This window comes from Apibacter sp. B3919, from assembly GCF_026537405.1.
GTDB lineage: Bacteria > Bacteroidota > Bacteroidia > Flavobacteriales > Weeksellaceae > Apibacter.
In genome coordinates this window covers 173702-193645 of record NZ_JAFNMG010000001.1, presented here as the reverse complement: position 1 = coordinate 193645, position 19944 = coordinate 173702, and the positions used below count along the sequence as shown (strand labels likewise).

At 31.5% G+C, this 19944-nt stretch carries 17 protein-coding genes; 8 read left to right on the top strand and 9 right to left on the bottom strand.

Going from position 1 to position 19944, the window contains the following annotated elements; genetic code table 11:
* Positions 1-90: 90 nt before the first annotated feature.
* Together J3U20_RS00855 and pheS are read right to left on the bottom strand one after the other, a co-directional pair.
* Positions 91-1827, bottom strand: coding sequence for a thiamine pyrophosphate-dependent enzyme (locus tag J3U20_RS00855; protein ID WP_160543239.1), 1737 nt, complete (start codon positions 1825-1827; stop codon positions 91-93).
* Positions 1828-1963: 136 nt separating this feature from the next.
* A complete protein-coding gene (pheS, locus tag J3U20_RS00850; protein WP_160543238.1) occupies positions 1964-2980 on the bottom strand; it encodes a phenylalanine--tRNA ligase subunit alpha in 1017 nt (338 codons plus the stop codon).
* 740 nt (positions 2981-3720) lie between these two features.
* On the opposite strand from pheS, the gene J3U20_RS00845 reads away from it, so the two are divergent.
* The 8 genes from J3U20_RS00845 to J3U20_RS00810 all read left to right on the top strand — a co-directional run bounded on the left by J3U20_RS00845 (position 3721) and on the right by J3U20_RS00810 (position 14214).
* Complete coding sequence (locus J3U20_RS00845; RefSeq protein WP_255448197.1) at positions 3721-4728, top strand: peptidylprolyl isomerase; 1008 nt, start codon at positions 3721-3723, stop codon at positions 4726-4728.
* Positions 4729-5401: 673 nt separating this feature from the next.
* Positions 5402-8170 (top strand): TonB-dependent receptor, encoded by a 2769-nt coding sequence (locus tag J3U20_RS00840; protein ID WP_160543237.1) that lies wholly within the window; start codon positions 5402-5404, stop codon positions 8168-8170.
* A 13-nt stretch (positions 8171-8183) separates the two neighbouring features.
* Positions 8184-8876: a thioredoxin domain-containing protein gene (locus tag J3U20_RS00835; RefSeq protein ID WP_160543236.1), complete on the top strand. Its 693-nt coding sequence runs from the start codon at positions 8184-8186 to the stop codon at positions 8874-8876.
* A gap of 10 nt (positions 8877-8886) precedes the next feature.
* Positions 8887-10065 carry a carcinine hydrolase/isopenicillin-N N-acyltransferase family protein gene (locus J3U20_RS00830; RefSeq protein ID WP_160543235.1) on the top strand — a complete coding sequence of 393 codons (1179 nt, stop codon included), beginning with the start codon at positions 8887-8889 and terminating at the stop codon, positions 10063-10065.
* Between the two features lie 187 nt (positions 10066-10252).
* Positions 10253-10840 carry a DUF4199 domain-containing protein gene (locus J3U20_RS00825; RefSeq protein WP_160543234.1) on the top strand — a complete coding sequence of 196 codons (588 nt, stop codon included), beginning with the start codon at positions 10253-10255 and terminating at the stop codon, positions 10838-10840.
* On the top strand, positions 10806-11768 hold the full coding sequence (locus J3U20_RS00820; RefSeq protein WP_160543233.1) for a glycosyltransferase family 2 protein: 963 nt from the start codon (positions 10806-10808) through the stop codon (positions 11766-11768). The genes J3U20_RS00825 and J3U20_RS00820 overlap by 35 nt, the downstream gene beginning before the upstream one ends.
* Before the next feature lies 1 nt (position 11769).
* Positions 11770-12483, top strand: a complete 714-nt coding sequence (locus J3U20_RS00815) for a GIN domain-containing protein (protein WP_160543232.1) — start codon at positions 11770-11772, stop codon at positions 12481-12483.
* A 24-nt stretch (positions 12484-12507) separates the two neighbouring features.
* Positions 12508-14214 carry a phospho-sugar mutase gene (locus J3U20_RS00810; protein ID WP_160543231.1) on the top strand — a complete coding sequence of 569 codons (1707 nt, stop codon included), beginning with the start codon at positions 12508-12510 and terminating at the stop codon, positions 14212-14214.
* A 72-nt stretch (positions 14215-14286) separates the two neighbouring features.
* On the opposite strand, the gene cysK is transcribed toward J3U20_RS00810, so the two are convergent.
* From cysK to rpsF, 7 genes are all read right to left on the bottom strand, one after another.
* On the bottom strand, positions 14287-15201 hold the full coding sequence (cysK, locus tag J3U20_RS00805; RefSeq protein WP_160543230.1) for a cysteine synthase A: 915 nt from the start codon (positions 15199-15201) through the stop codon (positions 14287-14289).
* Positions 15202-15239: 38 nt separating this feature from the next.
* Positions 15240-16061 (bottom strand): serine O-acetyltransferase EpsC, encoded by an 822-nt coding sequence (gene epsC, locus J3U20_RS00800; protein ID WP_160543229.1) that lies wholly within the window; start codon positions 16059-16061, stop codon positions 15240-15242.
* A gap of 320 nt (positions 16062-16381) precedes the next feature.
* A complete protein-coding gene (locus J3U20_RS00795; RefSeq protein ID WP_105298147.1) occupies positions 16382-17158 on the bottom strand; it encodes a zinc ribbon domain-containing protein in 777 nt (258 codons plus the stop codon).
* A 310-nt stretch (positions 17159-17468) separates the two neighbouring features.
* The gene (locus tag J3U20_RS00790) at positions 17469-18569 is read right to left on the bottom strand and encodes a Nif3-like dinuclear metal center hexameric protein (RefSeq protein ID WP_160543228.1); all 1101 of its coding nucleotides are present in this window, start codon (positions 18567-18569) and stop codon (positions 17469-17471) included.
* A gap of 124 nt (positions 18570-18693) precedes the next feature.
* Complete coding sequence (rplI, locus tag J3U20_RS00785) at positions 18694-19158, bottom strand: 50S ribosomal protein L9 (protein ID WP_105297734.1); 465 nt, start codon at positions 19156-19158, stop codon at positions 18694-18696.
* A gap of 20 nt (positions 19159-19178) precedes the next feature.
* Complete coding sequence (gene rpsR, locus J3U20_RS00780) at positions 19179-19484, bottom strand: 30S ribosomal protein S18 (protein WP_055425972.1); 306 nt, start codon at positions 19482-19484, stop codon at positions 19179-19181.
* Positions 19485-19487: 3 nt separating this feature from the next.
* Positions 19488-19829 (bottom strand): 30S ribosomal protein S6, encoded by a 342-nt coding sequence (gene rpsF / locus J3U20_RS00775; protein ID WP_105297735.1) that lies wholly within the window; start codon positions 19827-19829, stop codon positions 19488-19490.
* Between the last annotated feature and the right edge of the window lie 115 nt (positions 19830-19944).

Here is a 19944-nt window from a genome sequence, read left to right as displayed (position 1 = left end):
ATAAAGTAAATGTATACCTAGCGTTAAATATAAAAACAGAAAATCTAAATTAGATTTTCTGTTTCATTAAGATATTCGGTTGCTTATCCTTTAAGTTAAGGATTTTATATGTTTGATATTGCTTTGAATTGTGTCAACCACTTCTTTAATATTTCCTCCAAGCATCATTTTAGTCATGGAAGTTGTCATACCTTTAATTTGGCTCCATTCAATTTTAGGCGGTAAAGCAAGTGAATTGGGATCGGTCATTACATTAACTAAAACCGGTGCTTCCGTTGAAAATGCTTCTTTTACAGCTCCTTCAACCTCTTCAGGCTTATTAACATTTATTCCTTTAAAGCCCATAGCCATTGCTATCATGGCAAAATCAGGATTAACCATATCGGTTTCATTGTCAGGGATACCATCCACTTCCATTTCAAGTTTTACCATTCCTAATGATCGATTATTAAACACAAATAATTTGACAGGCAATTTATATTGATATATAGTGGCTAAATCCCCTAAAAGCATTGAAATACCACCATCTCCGCAAAAAGCTATAATTTGTCTGTCAGGATGAGATAAGGATGCTCCTATGGACATCGGCATGGCATTGGCCATCGTACCGTGACTGAAAGAACCTAACATTTTTCTTTCTCCTGTGGCATGAATATATCGCGCACCCCATACACAGCACATACCGGTATCTACGGTAAATATGGCATCTTTAGCTGCTAAATTATTGATAACTGAGGCTACATATTCGGGATGAATTAAATTTTCTTTTCCCGGATCTTTAACATATACATCTAAATCTTCTTTAACTTTATCGTATTTTTTCAGCTGTTTTTTAAGAAAAGAATCATCTTGTTTTTCTTCAATCAAAGGCAATAATACAGATAAAGTATCTTCAATTTTTCCGCACAATCCCATATCTACTTTAGCTCTTCTGCCTAAACGGTCTGCCCTTTCGTCAATCTGAATTATTTTTTTATTGGAAGGCATAAAATTCGCATACGGAAAATCTGTACCCAAAAGTAGTACTACATCCGCTTCGTGCATACTTTGGAATGCAGAAGGCAACCCTAATAATCCGGTCATGCCCACTTCATAAGGATTATCATATTGTATACCCATTTTACCTCTAAAAGAATATCCTACAGGAGCTTTCAATTTACCTGCAAGTTTTACTAAGTCTTTGTGAGCTTTCGAAGCACCGATACCGCAATAAATGGTAACTTTATCATGTTCATTAAGAACATCTGCCAACTCTTGTAGTTCTTTATCGGATGGTCTTAAAATAGGTTCGTTTTGATAAACTTTTAAAGAACTCAAAATATCTTCCGCCGGTTTTGATTCTAAATCACCGGGTAACCCGAAAACGGCTACGCCTTTTTTAGATATAGCATTTTGAATTGCTCTTTGTAACATTCTAGGGGCTTGTTCCGGTAATGTTGCAATTTGGTTGTATACACTGCAATCATCAAATAGTTTGGTTATATTAGTTTCTTGAAAATAATCTGTACCAAATTCTCTTGTTCCACACGTGGAGGCAATAGCGATAACAGGTACATTTGCCCTGTTTGCTTCATACAATCCATTAATTAAATGTACATGCCCGGGTCCGGAACTACCGGCACAACAAGCAATGCCTTCCAATTCAGCTTCGGCTGCGGCAGCAAAGGCTCCGGCTTCTTCATTCCTAACATGGATCCATTGTATTTTTCCGTTTTTTTTAATGGCCCTGTTAAGCTCATTTAAACTATCGCCTGTTACAGCATAAATCCTTTTTATACCGGCATCAACTAGTATTTCAACTAATTGATCTGCTACTTTTTTTTCCATAATAATTTTTAAATTTATAAAGTATATTTAGATACTGAATGCTCAAAATTTGTTCCAGGTAAATATACTTTATTAATAAATTTAAAAATTATTATTTATATGATACATCTACAAATAGTTATAAATTTAGCTTAATTTAAAATTCATATTTAAATTGCTGTAGCATTCGTATATCATTTTCTGTAAACATACGAATGTCGCCAATTTGGTACATCAGCATGACAATTCTTTCGATACCCATACCAAAGGCAAAACCGCTATATTTTTCAGGATTTATATTAACATTTTTTAGAACATTGGGATCAACCATTCCGCATCCTAGAATTTCCAACCAACCCGTTCCTTTAGTGATGCGATAATCGGTTTCAGTTTCCAATCCCCAATATACATCTACTTCTGCACTGGGTTCTGTAAAGGGAAAATATGAAGGTCTCATTCGAATTTCGGATTTACCGAATAATTCTGAAGTAAAATATTGTAAGGTTTGTTTTAAATCTGCAAAGGATACGTCCGTATCAATATATAACCCCTCTATTTGGTGAAACATACAATGAGATCGAGACGATATATCTTCATTCCTGTAAACTCGTCCGGGAGACAATATACGAATGGGAGGCTCATTTTGCTCCATATACCGTATTTGTACAGAAGAAGTGTGAGTTCTCAATACTCTATCCGGATTTTTCTCTATGAAAAAAGTATCTTGCATATCTCTGGCAGGGTGATACTCAGACATGTTTAAGGCGGTGAAATTATGCCAATCGTCTTCAATTTCAGGGCCATCAGCCACTGAAAAACCTATTTTTTTAAATATGTTTATGATTTTATGCTTAACAATGTTAATGGGATGTCTGCTGCCTAAATTCAAGGCTAGTCCCGGACGGGTTAAATCTTCTTGCAAACCGGCATTTGCAGACTCGCCGACATTCTCTTTTAACGTATTTATTTTTTGAGCAACCGACTGTTTTAAGTTATTGATCAATTGTCCAAATTCTTTTTTATTTTCATTAGGTACTTCTTTAAATTTTTGAAACAGATCGTTCAAAATTCCTTTTTTACCTAAATACTTGATTCTAAACTGTTCAACATCCTCAGTTTTTTGAGAAGTAAAAGATTCTACTTCTTCTAAATATTTTTTGATAGTATTAATCATTAGTTATCTTTAATATTTTCTATTTTATAAAGATTTTTATCTTCTTGCAAAAATAATAAAACAAAAATACTATTATTAATTTAAATAAAAGATATCATAAATAATTTTAGATCAATTAAACAGAAAGTAAATTCAATAAAAAAGCCTCCTTTTACAGAGGCCAAGGTTTTTAAAGAAATAAAAACTAAATAAACATTAAAATAATGCCTTTTTTAATATAAACTATTTTAGTGTGTTTGTAATCATTGTACTAATAAACAAACACCATACCATTTATCTGGTTTTATCCTATTTTATTATTTTTAATTTTTAAAAATTATTTAATTAAAATATCAATTATATCAATATTACTATAAATTTATAACAATAAAGTAATTTTATATTATTATATTTCTATTTTCATATAGCAAACTGTTTATTTTTTTAAACAATTTGTTTTTTTACAGTCAATGACTACATAGAAATTTATCTTATCTATATTGTTTTTCAATTACTTTATGTGTTTAATTGATCGAAAAAAAATATCGTATAAAATAAAATTTTTTAATATAGCCATTCATATAAATAAATAATATATTGAATTCGTGCATATGGCTGAAGAATTACCGTTCTTATCAACTTTAAAATATAAGATACTAATTAATTTAGTAAATTTGAATTTTCTAAATAACAGTATACGTAAGATACATAAAATCGTACTATATTGTTTATTAATACTAACCTTTATAAATTGTAAAACATTGGAAATAGACAAACAAACGTATGACGGGCTGCAAAGCGGTTTATATGCAAATATTAAAACCAATAAAGGAGATATGTTGGTTAAATTTTTTGATCATGAATCTCCGGTAACTGTCGCTAACTTTATAGGATTGGCAGAAGGTAAAATTCCTAATGATGCCAAAAAACCGGGAGAACCCTTCTATGACGGAATTATATTTCACAGAGTCATTAAAGATTTTATGATTCAAACCGGAGATCCTCAAGGAACAGGAATGGGAGGCCCGGGATACAGATTTGAAGATGAGAAAAATGATTTAAAACATACCGGAACAGGAATTTTATCAATGGCTAATTCCGGCCCTAATACGAACGGAAGCCAGTTTTTTATAACAGAAGTTCCTACCCCGTGGCTGGATGGACGACATACTATTTTTGGAGAAGTTATTAAAGGTTTAGAAACCGTTAACTTTATTGCTAGTGTTAAAACCGGCGCTCAAGATAAACCGATTGATCCTGTAATTATGGAAAAAGTTTCTATAATTACCAAAGGGGATGAATATAAAAATTATGATGCTGCACAATTTTTTAAAGACAATAAAGATTTAATTTCCGAAAGAAATAAAAAATATCTGGAAGAAAAACAAAAACAGATTGCAGCCAAGTTGGATGAATTAAAAGCCGATATGACTGAAACGCCTAGTGGATTATTTTATAAAATTAATGAAAAAGGCTCAGGAGCAAAAGCAAAATCGGGTGATACTGTTTCCGTTCATTATGAAGGATCTTTAGCTAATGGAAGTGTATTTGATTCTTCTTTTGCAAGAAATGAACCTATTGAATTTCCTTTGGGCAAAGGAATGGTAATTAAAGGTTGGGAAGAAGGTATTTCATTATTAAATGAAGGCGATAAAGCTACTTTTTTAATTCCACCTTCTTTAGGTTATGGGGCTCAAGGGGCCGGCGGTGGAGTTATTCCTCCGAATGCTTGGCTTATTTTCAAAGTTGAACTTGTGAAAGCTAAATAAAAAAATCTTATTTTATAAATCAATCCGGTTAGATAGTAACCGGATTTTTTATTTAAATTGAGTATTCTTTTTTTATTCCTTGATTCTTTATGTATACACCAAATTTGATTCTAAAAAATTCTTCCTTTAGTTATTGAAACCCGGTAAGGATTAAATATTTCTTCCTAAGTATCACAACCATTACCTTTAAGTAATTAAAAAAATAGTATATAAAAAATCGTTACCACAGATTTTATAGATCAGATACTTTTATTACTCTCTCAAATTATTAATAAAGCAAAACCGTAAACATTCGTTTACTTTAAAAATTTCGTATCATCATATATAAAAAAAAGAATAAAAAATTTTTAACTCCTTTATTATACTCATTTTTTTCAGGAAGGATATCATGTTTAAATAAAAGAATAAAATTATTTAAATATTTATTATTACCATAAATACATACTATAATTATATTTTTTACAAATATTTAAAATTAAATTATTTAAATAAATAATTTAATTTTAAATAGATATATAATGCTGATTATCAATTACATATATTGATAATAATAAAATAATATAAAATTTTAATTATAAAGGTATAATAATATAAAATAAATTTTTTACATTTGACATTATTCCTACCTGTTAAGTAGGAAATATTTTTAGTGTAGTAATTATTTTAATTTTTCATGAAAAAAAAATTAACTAGTAAGACTTTGGTAGCGGTTATTAGTATCTTTTATTCGTTTCTATCTGCGCAAACCCTTATTAAAGGAACGGTACAAAATGATAAAAAAGAAAAAATAAAAGGAGCACAAATTAATGTGGAAGAAATAGGTATGGAAACATCAACCGATGCTCATGGAAAGTATGAAATCACCCTTCCAAATGGTAAATATAAATTTATTATTACCACGCCCGATCATGATGAAATTTCGGAAATAATACCTATCAATAATGAAAAACAAAAAATTGTAGATTTTACCATAAAAACATTTACGATTGAGAATGTTGTGGTAACGGGTACACGCTCTAAACCTAGAACTTTATTGGAATCCCCCACTCCGGTAGATATTATTGATGTTAAAAAAATAGCAGAAAACGGAGCACAAGTCAGTGTCAATCAAATATTAAATTATGTAGCACCTTCATTTACCTCTACCACTCAATCGTTAGGAGGCGGAACGGATATGACAGATCCCATATCCTTACGAGGTTTAACTCCGGATCAGGTATTAGTTTTAGTAAACGGCAAACGTAGATATAATTCTGCTTTATTAAATGTCAACGGCACTTTTGGTAAGGGTACAGTCGGTACTGACTTAAATTCAATTCCCGTTTCATCAATTGATCGAATCGAAATATTGAGAGACGCAGCTGCTGCTCAATACGGGAGTGATGCCGTAGCGGGAGTGATTAACATTATCCTAAAAACTTCTATTAATAGATTTAGTGCATTAATTACAGGTGGAGAATATATAAGTAAAAATAGCGCTCAAGGTAAAACTTCCAAAGATGGAGAAGCTGTACAGGTGGGTTTAAATTATGGTATTCCATTGAGTGAAAAAGGAGGATATATCAACTTTTCGGCAACATTCGACCGAAGAAACCCGACAAACAGAGGCGGAATGTATCAAGGTAGTATTTATAAAGAGTATACTTCGGGTGTTCCTGTAGATAAAACCGATGAATTTTTAGAAACTACGCATACCAATCGTCGCGATTATAGTTTAATTATCGGCCAATCTAAGGCATTAAACGGGCAAGTTGCTTATAATGCTTCTTTACCCTTAAATACTCAAACGGAAGTATATTCTTTTGGAATTTTCGGATATAGAAACAGCACTGCTTCTCAATTTTACAGATATCCAAATTCTGAAAATAATGTACCTTCCATATACCCCTTAGGTTTTAGACCCCAAGCAGAAGTAAGCATTTATGACAAATCTGCCACTCTCGGGATAAAAGGAATGTTCATCGGGTGGAAAATGGAAGTAAGCAATACTTTCGGACAAAACACATTTACTAATAAAGCAAAAAACACGTTAAATGCTTCTTTAGGCGAACTGTCTCCAACCTCCTTCCGTGGGGGAAAACTACAATTTACACAAAACGTGGTCAATGTAGATATGTCAAAAAAATTTAATTGGCTTTCCGAAGTAGGAATAGCATGGGGAGGTGAATACAGATATGAAAGATACCAAATTATTGCCGGTGAAGAAGCTTCTTATGACAATTATGCTATGGGCAGAGAAATAGACAATCCCGATGGCAGTATTTCCCTCGTACCCGATATCAATGGTACTATACCTATGAAATTCGGACCGGACGGTAAAACACCGATACCGGGCGGAGCACAAGGAAATGCAGGATTTTCTCCGCAAAATGCAACGGACTCTCAAAGAAACTCTCTGGCCGCTTATACAGATGTTGAAATCAATTTTAACCAATCTTTCCTGGTGGACTTGGCCGGAAGATATGAATATTACAATGATTTCGGATCGACCGTTAACGGTAAAATAGCTCTTCGTTACAAAATTTCCAATTCTTTTAATTTCAGAGGTTCGGGAAGTACCGGATTTCGTGCTCCGTCCTTACAACAACGTTATTATTCCAGTACGGGGACTTCATATGTCAACGGAAATATGTATGAGGTAGGAACTTTTACGAATGACAGTAAAGTAGCTCAACTTCTGGGTATACCCAAACTCAAACCGGAAAAATCCAGGAGTTTGAGTGCGGGACTTTCGGCTAAGGTTGGAAGATTCCATTTCAGCCTTGACGGCTATTTTACTCGAATTAATGATAAAATTGTATATACTGATTTGTTTAGCGGAGATCCCAACGGTTCCTCTTCAGAAAAAGAAATTTATCAAATATTGCAACAAGCAGGAGCTCAAAAAGCTCGATTTTTTGCCAATGCTGTTGACACGGAAACTAAAGGTATAGATGCTGTACTTTCCTATAATACTCTTTTAGGAAATGGAAAACTATTTATAAATTTAGCCGGAACGATCTCCTATACTCAACAAGTGGGTTCGATTCATACTTCCCGTTTATTAAAAGATAAAAAAGATATATATTTCAGCAACTCCAGTAAAGTGTATTTAGAAAATGTAATTCCTAACCAGAAATTTAACATCTCACTTACTTATGCTATCCAAAAATTGAACTTATTTTTGCGAAATAATTATTTTGGAGGCGTAACGGAACCTTCTAATATACTTTCAAATCAACAATACTATAATCCAAGATGGATTACGGATGCTTCTATAGCCTATAAATTAACTGATTTTTTAAAACTTACCGTAGGAGCAAATAATTTGTTTAATTGCTACCCCGAAAAAGTAGCCAAAAAAGCCAACAGTAACCAAGGACAATTCGTTTATTCTCGATATGTCAGTCAATTTGGTTTTAATGGTCGTTATATTTTTACTCGATTAAATTTTAATCTATAATTATAATAAAACCATGAAAAAAATTATTTTAACCATTAACTTACTTTTTGGATGGTATATATCCGCACAAGTGAATTCGGTTTTAGAGCCCAAAGTTTTTTTACAAAAATTAAAAAATTCAAATAGTATATTGATTGATGTCCGCACACCTGAAGAATTCGAAACCGGACATATCAAAAATGCTATCGATTTAGATTACAGAAATGCTTCTTTTAGTGATAAAATTCGTAAGCTGGATCCTTCTAAAACATACATGATCTATTGTAGATCAGGAAAACGTTCCGCTTCAACAGTTGACTCTCTAAAAAGCTTAGGGTTTACTCATCTATACGACCTTAAAGGGGGAATCAATGCTTGGAAAACTGAAAATCTACCGGTGGTGGGTGAAGCCGAAGATAAAATATCTAAAGAAGAATTTAAAAAAATGATTTCTTCTGATCGCATAGTTTTAATTGATTTTTATGCTCCGTGGTGCGGACCTTGTTTGAAAATGGAACCTATGTTTAAAAATTTAGCTGAAAAATATAAAAACAAAGTGAAAATTATCAAAATTAACAGCGATGAAAATAAAAATTTAGCTAAACCCTATATTAAAGATGGTTTTCCAAAATTAATAGCTTATAAAAACCAAAAAACGCAATGGGAAAAAGTAGGATTGATCGATGAAGAAGATCTTATACAAAGTATTGAAAAATTAATAAATTAAAATCTTACCTATGAAAGAATATTTTCTTATAACTATTTTAATTTTTTCAATGGCAATAGGATCCGGCTGTACTACTGCCGTGATATCCGGTAAAGCCACTCCTTACGGAAGACCTTTATTATATAAAAACAGGGACACTACCACCCTACATAGTCGAATGGTTTATTCCAATCGTGGAAAATATTCTTTTATAGGAATGACTAATCCCGAGGATAAAGACAATAAAAATATACTGAACGGACATAATAGTGCCGGATTTGCCATCATGAATTCTGACAGCTATAACCTCAATTATCCTGAATTGAAAGAGGATCAAAGACAAGATGGAGAAATAATAAGACTTGCACTGGAAACTTGTTCCACTCTTGAAGACTTTGAAAACTTACTTTCTAATCTTCCTAAGCCCTTGCGCTTAAGTTCCAATTTCGGAGTTATTGATGCACACGGTGGTGCTGCTTATTATGAAACAGGAAATCAGGGATTTGTTAAATACGACGCTAATAATCCTGATGTGGCACCGTTTGGATATCTGATACGTACGAATTATTCTTTTTCAGGCAAACCTGAAGATGGTAAAGGATATAGTAGATTCCTTCGCGCACAGGAATTGTTATATTCGGCTTCTCTTACTAATTCTCTTACTCCGAAATACTTTTTACAAAATGTTTCCAGATCTTTAGTTCATGGTTTGACCAAAGTTGACTTGTCTAAATATCCTGAGCAATTTTCAGCTTTCAGAGATTTTATACCTCGTTATTATACAGCATCCGTGGTAGTTATTCAGGGAGTTAAACCTAATGAAACGCCTTTGCTAACTACTGCCTGGACTATTTTAGGTTCTTCGTTGGGCTCTGTATGTATTCCTTTATGGTTAAATTCCAATCAAATATTTCCCAAAGTTTTAACCGCTGATTCAAATAATTCGACACCAATGGATGAATGGGCCACTACAATAAAAAAGAAATTATTTCCCATACAAAAAGGAGAAGGTTCAGATTATATTCATGTTCCTACTTTAGTATCGGTTTATCCTAAACTCATATCGATTGAAAATGAAATATTGGAACAATCGGGCATACTTCTTAATGAATGGAGAAATGAGGGTAAAATTAATACTAAAGAATTAATTAATTTTTACTCTTGGATTGATAAATACATCCATGATAAATATTATCCGTTAACACGATAAAAACCACTTTTTTTCAATCCGGCTAATTATTTTTTATTACACCTGTTTTAATTTTTAAAAAATTTCATTGAAAAAGTTTCTGCAGGTGTATATTTTTTATTCTTTGGAATCTAATCGATTTATAAGCATAAATAAAGGATATTTTTTCGATTATGGCAAAAAACGTTAAATTTGCTTTCATATCGATATGAAAAATAAACCTACGCATTACGGATTATTATTGGCAGCAATTACTCTTATTTTATTTTTTGCTGTATATTTTTACTTTATAGGATTTAATTATTATATAATTAGTATTCAGGTAAATTTTTTTGTTCTTCCTGCTCTTTATACGTTAGCATCGATACTATTGCTATATAAACTGACTAATTATGAAAAACTTTCTTTTCTAACTTGTTTACAATATTCATTTACGACGATGTTTATAGGAGGTACTCTTTCCTTACTTTTTATAGCTTTGTTTTTCAATTATATAGATCAAGAAGCGCAACAACTTCTGCAAAATCAAGGATTAAATAAAATGTTGGAAAATCTTACTTCCGAATATGCATCCATTGAACACCCAACTGAAGAAATTACGTTAAAATATAAGGAATACGTAAACAATATTCAAACAAGAATAACTGAAAAGGAATCTTTTTTCACAATCAAAAATTCCTGCATTATTTTAAGTGTACTATACTTTTTTTACTTTATAATATCCGTACTTTTGTCAATATTTTTTAGAACCAGAAAACCTAATGCAACTATCTATAGTCATTCCCCTGCTCAATGAAGCAGAATCATTGCAAGAATTATTGAATCGCATACAAGCCGTATGTGAAAAAGAAAACTATACTTATGAAATCATTTTCGTAGATGATGGAAGCACCGACTTATCCTGGAAAATCATTTCAGAATTCAGCCAACAATATGCGGAAGTAAAAGGTATTAAATTTGCTAAAAATTACGGAAAATCTCAAGCTTTAAATGCTGCTTTTAAAGTAGTGAAAGGAGAAGTAATCATAACTATGGATGCCGATTTACAAGATTTTCCCGAAGAAATTCCTGCACTTAGGAAAATGATAGTTGAAGATGGTTTTGACCTGGTTTCCGGTTGGAAGAAGAAAAGATACGACAATGTTCTAACAAAAAACCTTCCTTCTAAATTATTTAATAAAGCCGCTCAAATAACTTCAGGGGTCAAATTGCATGATTTTAATAATGGGTTAAAAGCTTATAGAAATGAAGTAGCTAAAGCCATCGACGTACACGGCGATATGCATCGTTACATACCTGTATTAGCGAAAAATGAGGGATTTACTAAAATAACTGAAAAGGAAGTACCTCATCAAGCGCGACTATATGGAAAATCAAAATTTGGTGCCAATCGATTCGTACGCGGATTTTTAGATTTAATTACCGTTTGGTTTATGTCCACCTTTGGAACAAGACCTATGCATTTTTTTGGTTTTATTGGTACTTTAATGTTTATTATCGGTTTTATATCCTCCGCTTGGATAGGCATCAATAAATTGATAAAAGTATGGAAAAAAATTCCTGCTCAATTGGTTACTAATGATCCTTTGTTTTACATAGCTTTAACTATGATGATTTTAGGTACATTGTTATTTATTGCCGGATTTTTAGGAGAATTAATCGTACAATTAAAACGAGGAAAAAAAGATGATTATACGGTTTCACAATATCTAAATATTAATTAACATGAAAAAATTATTAGTACATTATAGCATTTTATGTATACTATCTATCGTTTTACTTTCTTGTTCTCGTTCTATTAAAGGAGAAGGAGAAGTAACCACCAAGGAACTTAAAATTAGTCCTGTAAAAGAAATTTTAGCCAATGGCTCCTATAGATTGATTTATTTATATGACAGCAATAATCCGAGAATTGTAATAGAATCTTATAAAAACTTAATCGATAATTTAAAAATTGATGATTCCAAAGGAAAATTAACTATCTCTGAAATCGATAACGTTAAAGATCCTGATCTCTATAATGTCTATGTTTACAATCCTCAGATCGAAACATTTGATATTCATGATCTTGTCAATGTTGACATTAATTCTCAATTACGAGTTTCAAAATTATCCATTAATTTAAATGATGTTTCTAAACTTATAGCCAACACAGTTATTACCGATGAATTAAATGTAAATGTGAGCGATGTTTCCAAGATAAATTTAAAAGGGACTAGTAATACATTACATTTAAATGCCAGTGATACAAGTGACTTTACTGCGCCGTTTTTAGAAGTATCTGAAGCAAATGTTGAGCTTTCCGATGTTGCTACTGCAGAAATTAATGTAAAAAGCAAATTGGTTGGAAGAATATCCGACAATACGAAAATAACAGTAATTGGTAATCCCGCTAAGAACATTCAACAAAAAGATCTCGCGGTTATCAATTTTAAATAATTATAAAATTAACATTATTATTATATGAATTCATTAGAAATTGCAAAAACATGGTTACAACCTCCTTTTGATGAAGAAACTCAAAAGGCTGTACAAAACTTAATTAATTCTAATCCAAAAGAATTGGATGATGCTTTTTATAAAAACCTCGAATTTGGAACGGGAGGAATGCGTGGAATTATGGGTATAGGTACAAATCGGTTGAATAAATATACCTATGGTCAAGCAACCCAAGGTTTGGCTAACTACCTGCATCAGCAATTTCCTGATAAAAAAATTACAGTAGCCATAGCTTTTGACGTGAGACATAACAGCGACACGTTTGCTAAATTGGTAGCTGATGTTCTTACTGCCAATGGTATATATGTTTATTTATATAAAGAATTTCGTCCCACACCGGAACTGTCCTTCACCGTACGTAATTTAAAATGCGATGCGGGGATTGTATTGACAGCTTCTCATAATCCACCGGAATATAACGGTTATAAAGTATATTGGAATGACGGAGCTCAAATTGTTCCTCCTCATGATTCTGCTATTATAAAAGAGGTTCGTTCGGTTGATTTTGCCGATATTAAATTTGACGGTGATGATTCCAAAATTACCTATTTAGGGGAAGAAGAAGATAAAAAATTTATCCATGCCGCGGTTGAAAATACTTCCTATTTAAAAGGTAAAAAAGACTTAAAAATTGTTTATACTTCCTTACACGGAACTTCCATAAAAATATTGCCTGATGCTTTGGCCGAAGCAGGTTTTGAAAATGTATTTATTGTACCGGAACAAAAAAATCCCGATGGAGATTTTCCTACTGTAAAATCCCCAAATCCGGAAGAACCGGAAGCTTTATCGTTAGCTTTAAAATATGCCGAAGAACAAAATGCTGATATCGTATTCGGTACCGACCCCGATGCAGACCGTTTAGGAGTAGCCGTACGCGGTTTAGACGGTAAATTAGTACTTTTAAACGGGAATCAAACCAACACGGTTATTACTGACTATATTTTAGGAAAATGGAAAGAAAACGGTAAAATAGACGGTAAACAATTTATCGGTTCAACTATTGTTACTTCTGACATATTTTTCCCTTTAGCTAAATATTATGGTGTAGAATGTAAAGTTGGTTTAACCGGTTTTAAATGGATTGCTGATTTGATTAGAAAAGCTGAAGGTAAAGAAAAATTTATTTGCGGCGGTGAGGAAAGTTTCGGTTTTATGCCAAGTGACTATGTTCGCGATAAAGATTCCATTTCATCAATTTTAGTTGCTTGTGAAGCGGCTCAGGAAGCTAAAAATGAAGGTAAAACTTTATTTGATAAATTGATTGAAATATACACCAAAGTAGGTTACTATTATGAAGAATTGGTTTCAATCGTTAAAAAAGGTAAAGATGGAGCTGAACAAATCGCGAAAATGATGGAAGAATTTAGAAGTAATCCTCCTAAAGAATTAGTAGGTGAGAAAATTGTTAAACTAGATGATTACCAATCCTCCACTTCTTTAAATTTGATTACGGGTGAAAAAACACCAATCGATATTCCCAAATCAAATGTATTAATTTTCTTTACAGATAAAGGAACTAAATTAGCTTGTAGACCTTCAGGAACTGAACCGAAAATTAAATTCTATTTCTCCGTGCAAGATACGTTATCTTCTAAAGATGAATTTGAAAGCAAATTGAGCCATGCTCAAAATAAAATTCAAAAGATTAAAGAATTTTTAGAAAACTAAAAAATTTAAATAAAAATTCCGATAAGTATTTATCGGAATTTTTTTTGCATTTATTTTTTTGATTAAAACGCTTTAAAATAAACCTTCTACGGAAAAATATCTTTCTCCGGTATCGTAATTGAATGTTAAAATTTTAGCATTTGAAGGAAGATTCAATTCTTGTATTTTTTTAGCAACAGCAGCCAAAGAAGCTCCGGTGGATATACCACCTAAAATTCCTTCTTTTTTAGCTAAAAGCTTTGCATAACTAAACGCTTCATCTTTTGTAATTTGTATGGAACCGTCAAGAATTTTTGTATCTAAAGTTTCCGGTATAAATCCTGCACCAATTCCTTGAATTGCATGAGGTCCCGGATTTCCTCCTGCAATAACAGGAGATTCAGTGGGTTCTACTGCAAAGATTTTTACAGAAGGAAATTTTTGTTTTAATACTTCGCCTACTCCGGTAATATGTCCTCCGGTTCCCACTCCGGTAATTAGAACATCTATTCCATCCGGAAAATCCTGAACAATTTCTTTAGCGGTTGTTTGTGCATGTATTTTAGGATTGGCTTGATTTTTAAATTGCTGAGGAACAAATGAATTTGGTGTATTTTTTTGTAACTCTTCCGCTTTTTCAATAGCTCCTTTCATTCCTTTTTCTCTGGGAGTCAATACCAATTCAGCACCATAAGCTGCTGCAAGTCTTCTGCGTTCAATTGACATGGATTCCGGCATAACTAATATAACCTTATACCCTTTAACCGTTCCAACCCATGCTAATCCCACTCCTGTATTTCCAGAAGTCGGTTCTATAATGGTTCCACCGGGTTTAAGAACTCCTCTTTTTTCAGCATCTTCTATCATTGCCAAAGCAATTCTGTCCTTGATACTTCCTCCGGGGTTTTGTTTTTCTAGTTTAATGTATACTTCATGATCGGGAAATATTTTGGGTAATCTCACATGGGGAGTATTTCCTATGGCTTCTAAAATACTATTTATTTTCATGACGATTTGCTTTTGAAATTTTATGGTTATTATAAGTTTTAAATTACGTAATTAATAGGTTCTTTGAAATCCTTCACGGTTTTAATTTTCATTTCCGAAGAATAATACACCAATGTATAGGGAAGTATGGATTTTGTTATCCATACATTACCTCCAATAATTGAATCATGGCCTATAACTGTATCTCCTCCTAAAATGGTAGCTCCTGCATAAATCACTACATTATCTTCAACGGTAGGATGTCTTTTAACTTTAGACAGATTCTTGGTTACATACAAAGCTCCTAAAGTTACTCCCTGGTATATTTTAACGTTGTTTCCGATAATGGTTGTTTCTCCAATGACTGTTCCCGTACCATGATCTAAAAAAAAACTCTCTCCTATCTGTGCTCCGGGATGTATATCTATACCTACTTTAGCATGTGCATATTCAGAAAAGATACGAGGTATTATAGGAACCTCCAACCTATGAAATTCATGGGCAATACGATAAGCTGCCAACGCAAAAAAACCGGGATATGCTAATACGACTTCTTCCAATGAATCTGCTGCCGGATCATTCTTATAAAAGGCATTTGCATCCTTATATAGTGCTTCCTGAATCGAAGGAATTTTATCAAAAAAAGTATTTACTATTGATTCTGCGGCCTTAGTATTGATAATTTTGGAAATATTTTCCAATAAGATATTATAAACGGATGTAAGCTCTTGCTCTATTTTACGTCGATTTTTTCTCTCACAGACCGGAAACATTTTGGAAAATAGTATTTTTACTACCTGCTCTAATTCTTTTTTATTTATAGGCAAACAGATTGGATGAAGTTCTAATCGATCAATAAGTTCATTTATTTTCTTTTTCATGACTATTTTTGGATTATAGTTGATTTATGAAAGAGAACCTTAAATAAATCTTTGCTATCCTATTATTGCGATAAACAAATCTATAAAAATATTTTAAAACCTATTTTATTTTTTTTATAATATTTAATTATTGTCAAATAGTAGACCAATATATTTTATAAATAAAATATAAAATAAGATTTAATGTGTAAATATTTACTATTTTATGTTTAAATATTATTTTCTTTACATTTTAATCTCTTTCAATTAAAACTTTATCTAAAATAAAAAAAGGCCTATTTCACTTGAAATAGGCCTTTTTATTTAAAAGATATTGTATCTTATTTTAATAAGTCTTTCATTTTTTGTTGTTCTTCTCCTGCTAAATATTCATCAACAAGAATCTTTCCGCTGTGTTCATCCAAAATAATTTTTTTTCTGGAAGCAATTTCAACTTGTTTTTGAGGAGGAACGGTAAAGAATGATCCTACTACAGCACCACGATCAATGCTGGTTATAGCTAAACCATTTTTAGAACTTTTTCTAATACGACGATAGCTATTTAATAATCTTTCGTCAATTTTAGAAGCAAATTCTTCCGATTTTTCCAATAAGAAATTTTCTTCTTTTTCAGTTTCTTTTATCAAATTGGACAATTCGGAATTTTTAAATTTAAGATGTTCTTGGAAATTAGATAATTTGGTACGTTGTTCTTCTATCTGAGTTTTTTTAAACTCAATTTTAGCATTAATTTCTTTTATTTTTTTATTTTGTAATTGAATTTCCAATTCTTGATACTCAATTTCTTTTGTTAATGCTTCAAATTCACGATTGTTACGTACATTATCTTGCTGTACTTTATATTTTTTTATTTGAGCTTCTGAATTTTTGTTTAATTCATTTTTTACTTTAATCTCATTATTCAGATGAACAACTTCATCTTCCATTTTCCCTATTCGTTTCTCCAATCCGGCTATATCGTTTTCTAAATCTTCCACTTCAATAGGTAATTCTCCTCTTAAGTTTCTCAATTCATCCAGGCGGGAATCTATGATTTGTAAATCATATAATGCTCTCAACTTTTCTTCAACAGTAGTATTATCTGCTTTTTTCTTTATCATAGGGTTGATTATAATTATTTTTGGAATTTATGTTTTTATATCTTATTAAAGTTTACAAAGTTACTAAATTTTATAATATGTTTCAATAGCATGAGGTATTTGCTTAACGAACATTCATTGGTTAGTTAAATTATTAATTTATTATTTAATATAGTTTCTTTATATTAAAAATATGCTTAAGGAAAAAAATTAGTCTTTTAGCATCTATTATTTACAATATAGTTGATTAATCTTGTAATATCATATTTTATGATATATCTAAATTAATTGTCACAATTTTATAAAAAGGAGTTTTAAAACTCAACTATTATTTAAAGTAATAGTTTATCGGATTTGTATTTATTTCAGAGAGTAAAATATCGATATTATTTAATTTTTCACGTAAATAATTATGCAATAAATTTTTAGTGAACTGCTCGCTTTCATAATGTCCTATATCTGCCAGAAGAATTTTTCCTTCTGCTAGGAAAAACTCATGATATTTTATATCTGCCGTCACAAAAACATCTGCTCTGGCATTTAACGCGTTTTTTATTGCAAAGCTACCTGCTCCCCCTAGAACTGCTACCTTTTTGACTTGTTTATTTTTTAAATTGGTATGGCGAATACATGAGGTAGGCAAATTTTCTTTAAGATATGATAAGAATTGTTCTTGAGATAATGAGGTTTCCAATTCTCCTATTCTACCCATTCCTAATTCTTGATTTACATTATCTAAAGTGAAAATTTCATAAGCAATTTCTTCGTAAGGATGAGATCTTCGTAATGCTTCCAAAACGGTTGCTTGTTTAAAATCCTCAAATATTACACTAATCAATACCTCTTGTACTTCTTCAATTACATTTTTTTTGCCAATAAAAGGATTAGAATTTTCTGTTGGTAAAAATGTGCCGGTTCCTTCAACTCTAAAACTGCAATTTTTATAATTCCCTACTTCTCCTGCCCCGGATTTAAATAATGCTTGTTGCACTTGGGTAAAATGTGTCAAAGGAACAAATGTTTGCAGCTTTTTAATGCTTCTAATTTTAGGAATTAACGGTTTACTGTTTTTAATATGTAAACGCTTACATATTTCATAATTAACACCTTCTTTAGCTATATCTAAATTCGTATGAATGGCATAGATTGCTATATCATTTTTGATGGCTTTAATAACCGCTTTTTCAACGTAATTTTTACCGGTAATTGATTTCATACCCGAAAAAATTATGGGATGAAAGGTAACAATCATATTGCAATTTTTTTGAATTGCTTCGTCTACTACTTCATCTAAACAATCCAGGGTTATTAAAATGCTTGATATTTCAGCTTGAAGGTCTCCAACTAATAAACCAACATTATCAAAGTTTTCTGCATTGGACTCAGGCGCCAGTTGTTTTAAAAGTTCTGCAACATCTGCTACTTTCATATTTAAATAATTTTTCTTATCAAAGATAAGATAAGAAATAAAATAAGCCAAGAATTTAAGCAATAAAAAAACTGTCAGTTAAACTGACAGTTTTTTGTATTGTATTTACTTTTTATAAATTATATTATTCTTCTGCAGCAACTCCATCGGAAACTACATCAAAGGAATAGTCATACTCAACGGTTCTGTGTAAACGAATTTTTGCAGTATATTTTCCTAATCTTTTAATAGTATTTCCAGGAATTTTGATGTATTTCTTATCTACATTAACTCCGGCTTTTGCTAATGCTTCTGCTAAGTCTGAATTGTTAATAGAACCGAACAATTTATCTCCGGCACCTACTTTTGCAGGAATAGAAACTACTACTTCTTTTAATTTTGCAACGATATCGTTAGCTGCTTTAACTTGAGCTGCTTCTTCTGCTTCTCTTTCTTTTAAAGTAGCTTCTAATGCTGCTTTATTTTTAGGAGTTGCTAATAAGGCAAATCCTTTTGGTATTAAAAAGTTACGAGCATAACCCGGTTTTACGCTAACCACGTCAAACTCTAGTCCTAAATTTTCAACGTCTTGTTTAAGAATTACTTCCATGATCTCTTTTTTTCTTTAAATTAAGGTTTTAATTGATCTCCAACATATGGCAATAATGCTAAATGTCTTGCTCTTTTAATTGCTTGAGATACTTTTCTTTGAAATTTTAAAGATGTTCCGGTAAGTCTTCTTGGAAGGATTTTACCTTGCTCATTTACAAATTTCAATAAGAAATCAGGATCTTTATAATCAACGTATTTTATACCGTATTTTTTAAAACGGCAATATTTTTTTTCTGTCTTAGTCTCAATATCTAATTGACTTAAGAATTTTACTTCACTGACATTTCCTCCTGCTGCCTGTTTTGCTAATTCATCAATTGCCATGTCTTATTTTTTTAATGATTTAACTTTTTCTTCTCTTTTTCTAGCCCATTCTACCCCGTGCTTGTCTAATTTCACAGTTAAGAATCTTAGTACTCTTTCATCTCTCTTGAATGCTAATTCTAATGTATTAACAATTTCTCCGGGAGCTTGAAACTCAATCAGATTGTAAAATCCATTTCTTTTAAGTTGAATTGGATATGCTAATTTTTTTAATCCCCAGTTTTCCTGGTTTACAATAGTTGCATTGTTTTCTTTGAGTAAAGCCTCAAATGATTTAACTGCTTCCTCTACCTGAGAATCAGACAGAACGGGAGTTAAAATGAAAACAGTTTCGTAATGATTCATAGATCAAAATTTTTTAATTATTTTTTTCGAAGTGCAAATATATAGATTTTTATTGGTTTTGCAAAATGAAATCTACATATATGGATTGAAAAAAGTGATACCTATTAGAGTTAGC

Bases quoted from the DNA above. Each gene is read 5' to 3' on its own strand.
- J3U20_RS00840 (WP_160543237.1), top strand. From the start codon at position 5,402: ATGAAAAAAAAATTAACTAGTAAGACTTTGGTAGCGGTTATTAGTATC.
- J3U20_RS00815 (WP_160543232.1), top strand. From the start codon at position 11,770: ATGAAAAAATTATTAGTACATTATAGCATTTTATGTATACTATCTATC.
- J3U20_RS00825 (WP_160543234.1), top strand. From the start codon at position 10,253: ATGAAAAATAAACCTACGCATTACGGATTATTATTGGCAGCAATTACT.
- rpsR (WP_055425972.1), bottom strand. From the start codon at position 19,484: ATGGCAATTGATGAATTAGCAAAACAGGCAGCAGGAGGAAATGTCAGT.
- J3U20_RS00855 (WP_160543239.1), bottom strand. From the start codon at position 1,827: ATGGAAAAAAAAGTAGCAGATCAATTAGTTGAAATACTAGTTGATGCC.
- epsC (WP_160543229.1), bottom strand. From the start codon at position 16,061: ATGAAAAAGAAAATAAATGAACTTATTGATCGATTAGAACTTCATCCA.
- J3U20_RS00830 (WP_160543235.1), top strand. From the start codon at position 8,887: ATGAAAGAATATTTTCTTATAACTATTTTAATTTTTTCAATGGCAATA.
- J3U20_RS00835 (WP_160543236.1), top strand. From the start codon at position 8,184: ATGAAAAAAATTATTTTAACCATTAACTTACTTTTTGGATGGTATATA.
- rplI (WP_105297734.1), bottom strand. From the start codon at position 19,158: ATGGAAGTAATTCTTAAACAAGACGTTGAAAATTTAGGACTAGAGTTT.
- rpsF (WP_105297735.1), bottom strand. From the start codon at position 19,829: ATGAATCATTACGAAACTGTTTTCATTTTAACTCCCGTTCTGTCTGAT.
- J3U20_RS00810 (WP_160543231.1), top strand. From the start codon at position 12,508: ATGAATTCATTAGAAATTGCAAAAACATGGTTACAACCTCCTTTTGAT.
- cysK (WP_160543230.1), bottom strand. From the start codon at position 15,201: ATGAAAATAAATAGTATTTTAGAAGCCATAGGAAATACTCCCCATGTG.
- pheS (WP_160543238.1), bottom strand. From the start codon at position 2,980: ATGATTAATACTATCAAAAAATATTTAGAAGAAGTAGAATCTTTTACT.
- J3U20_RS00820 (WP_160543233.1), top strand. From the start codon at position 10,806: ATGCAACTATCTATAGTCATTCCCCTGCTCAATGAAGCAGAATCATTG.
- J3U20_RS00790 (WP_160543228.1), bottom strand. From the start codon at position 18,569: ATGAAAGTAGCAGATGTTGCAGAACTTTTAAAACAACTGGCGCCTGAG.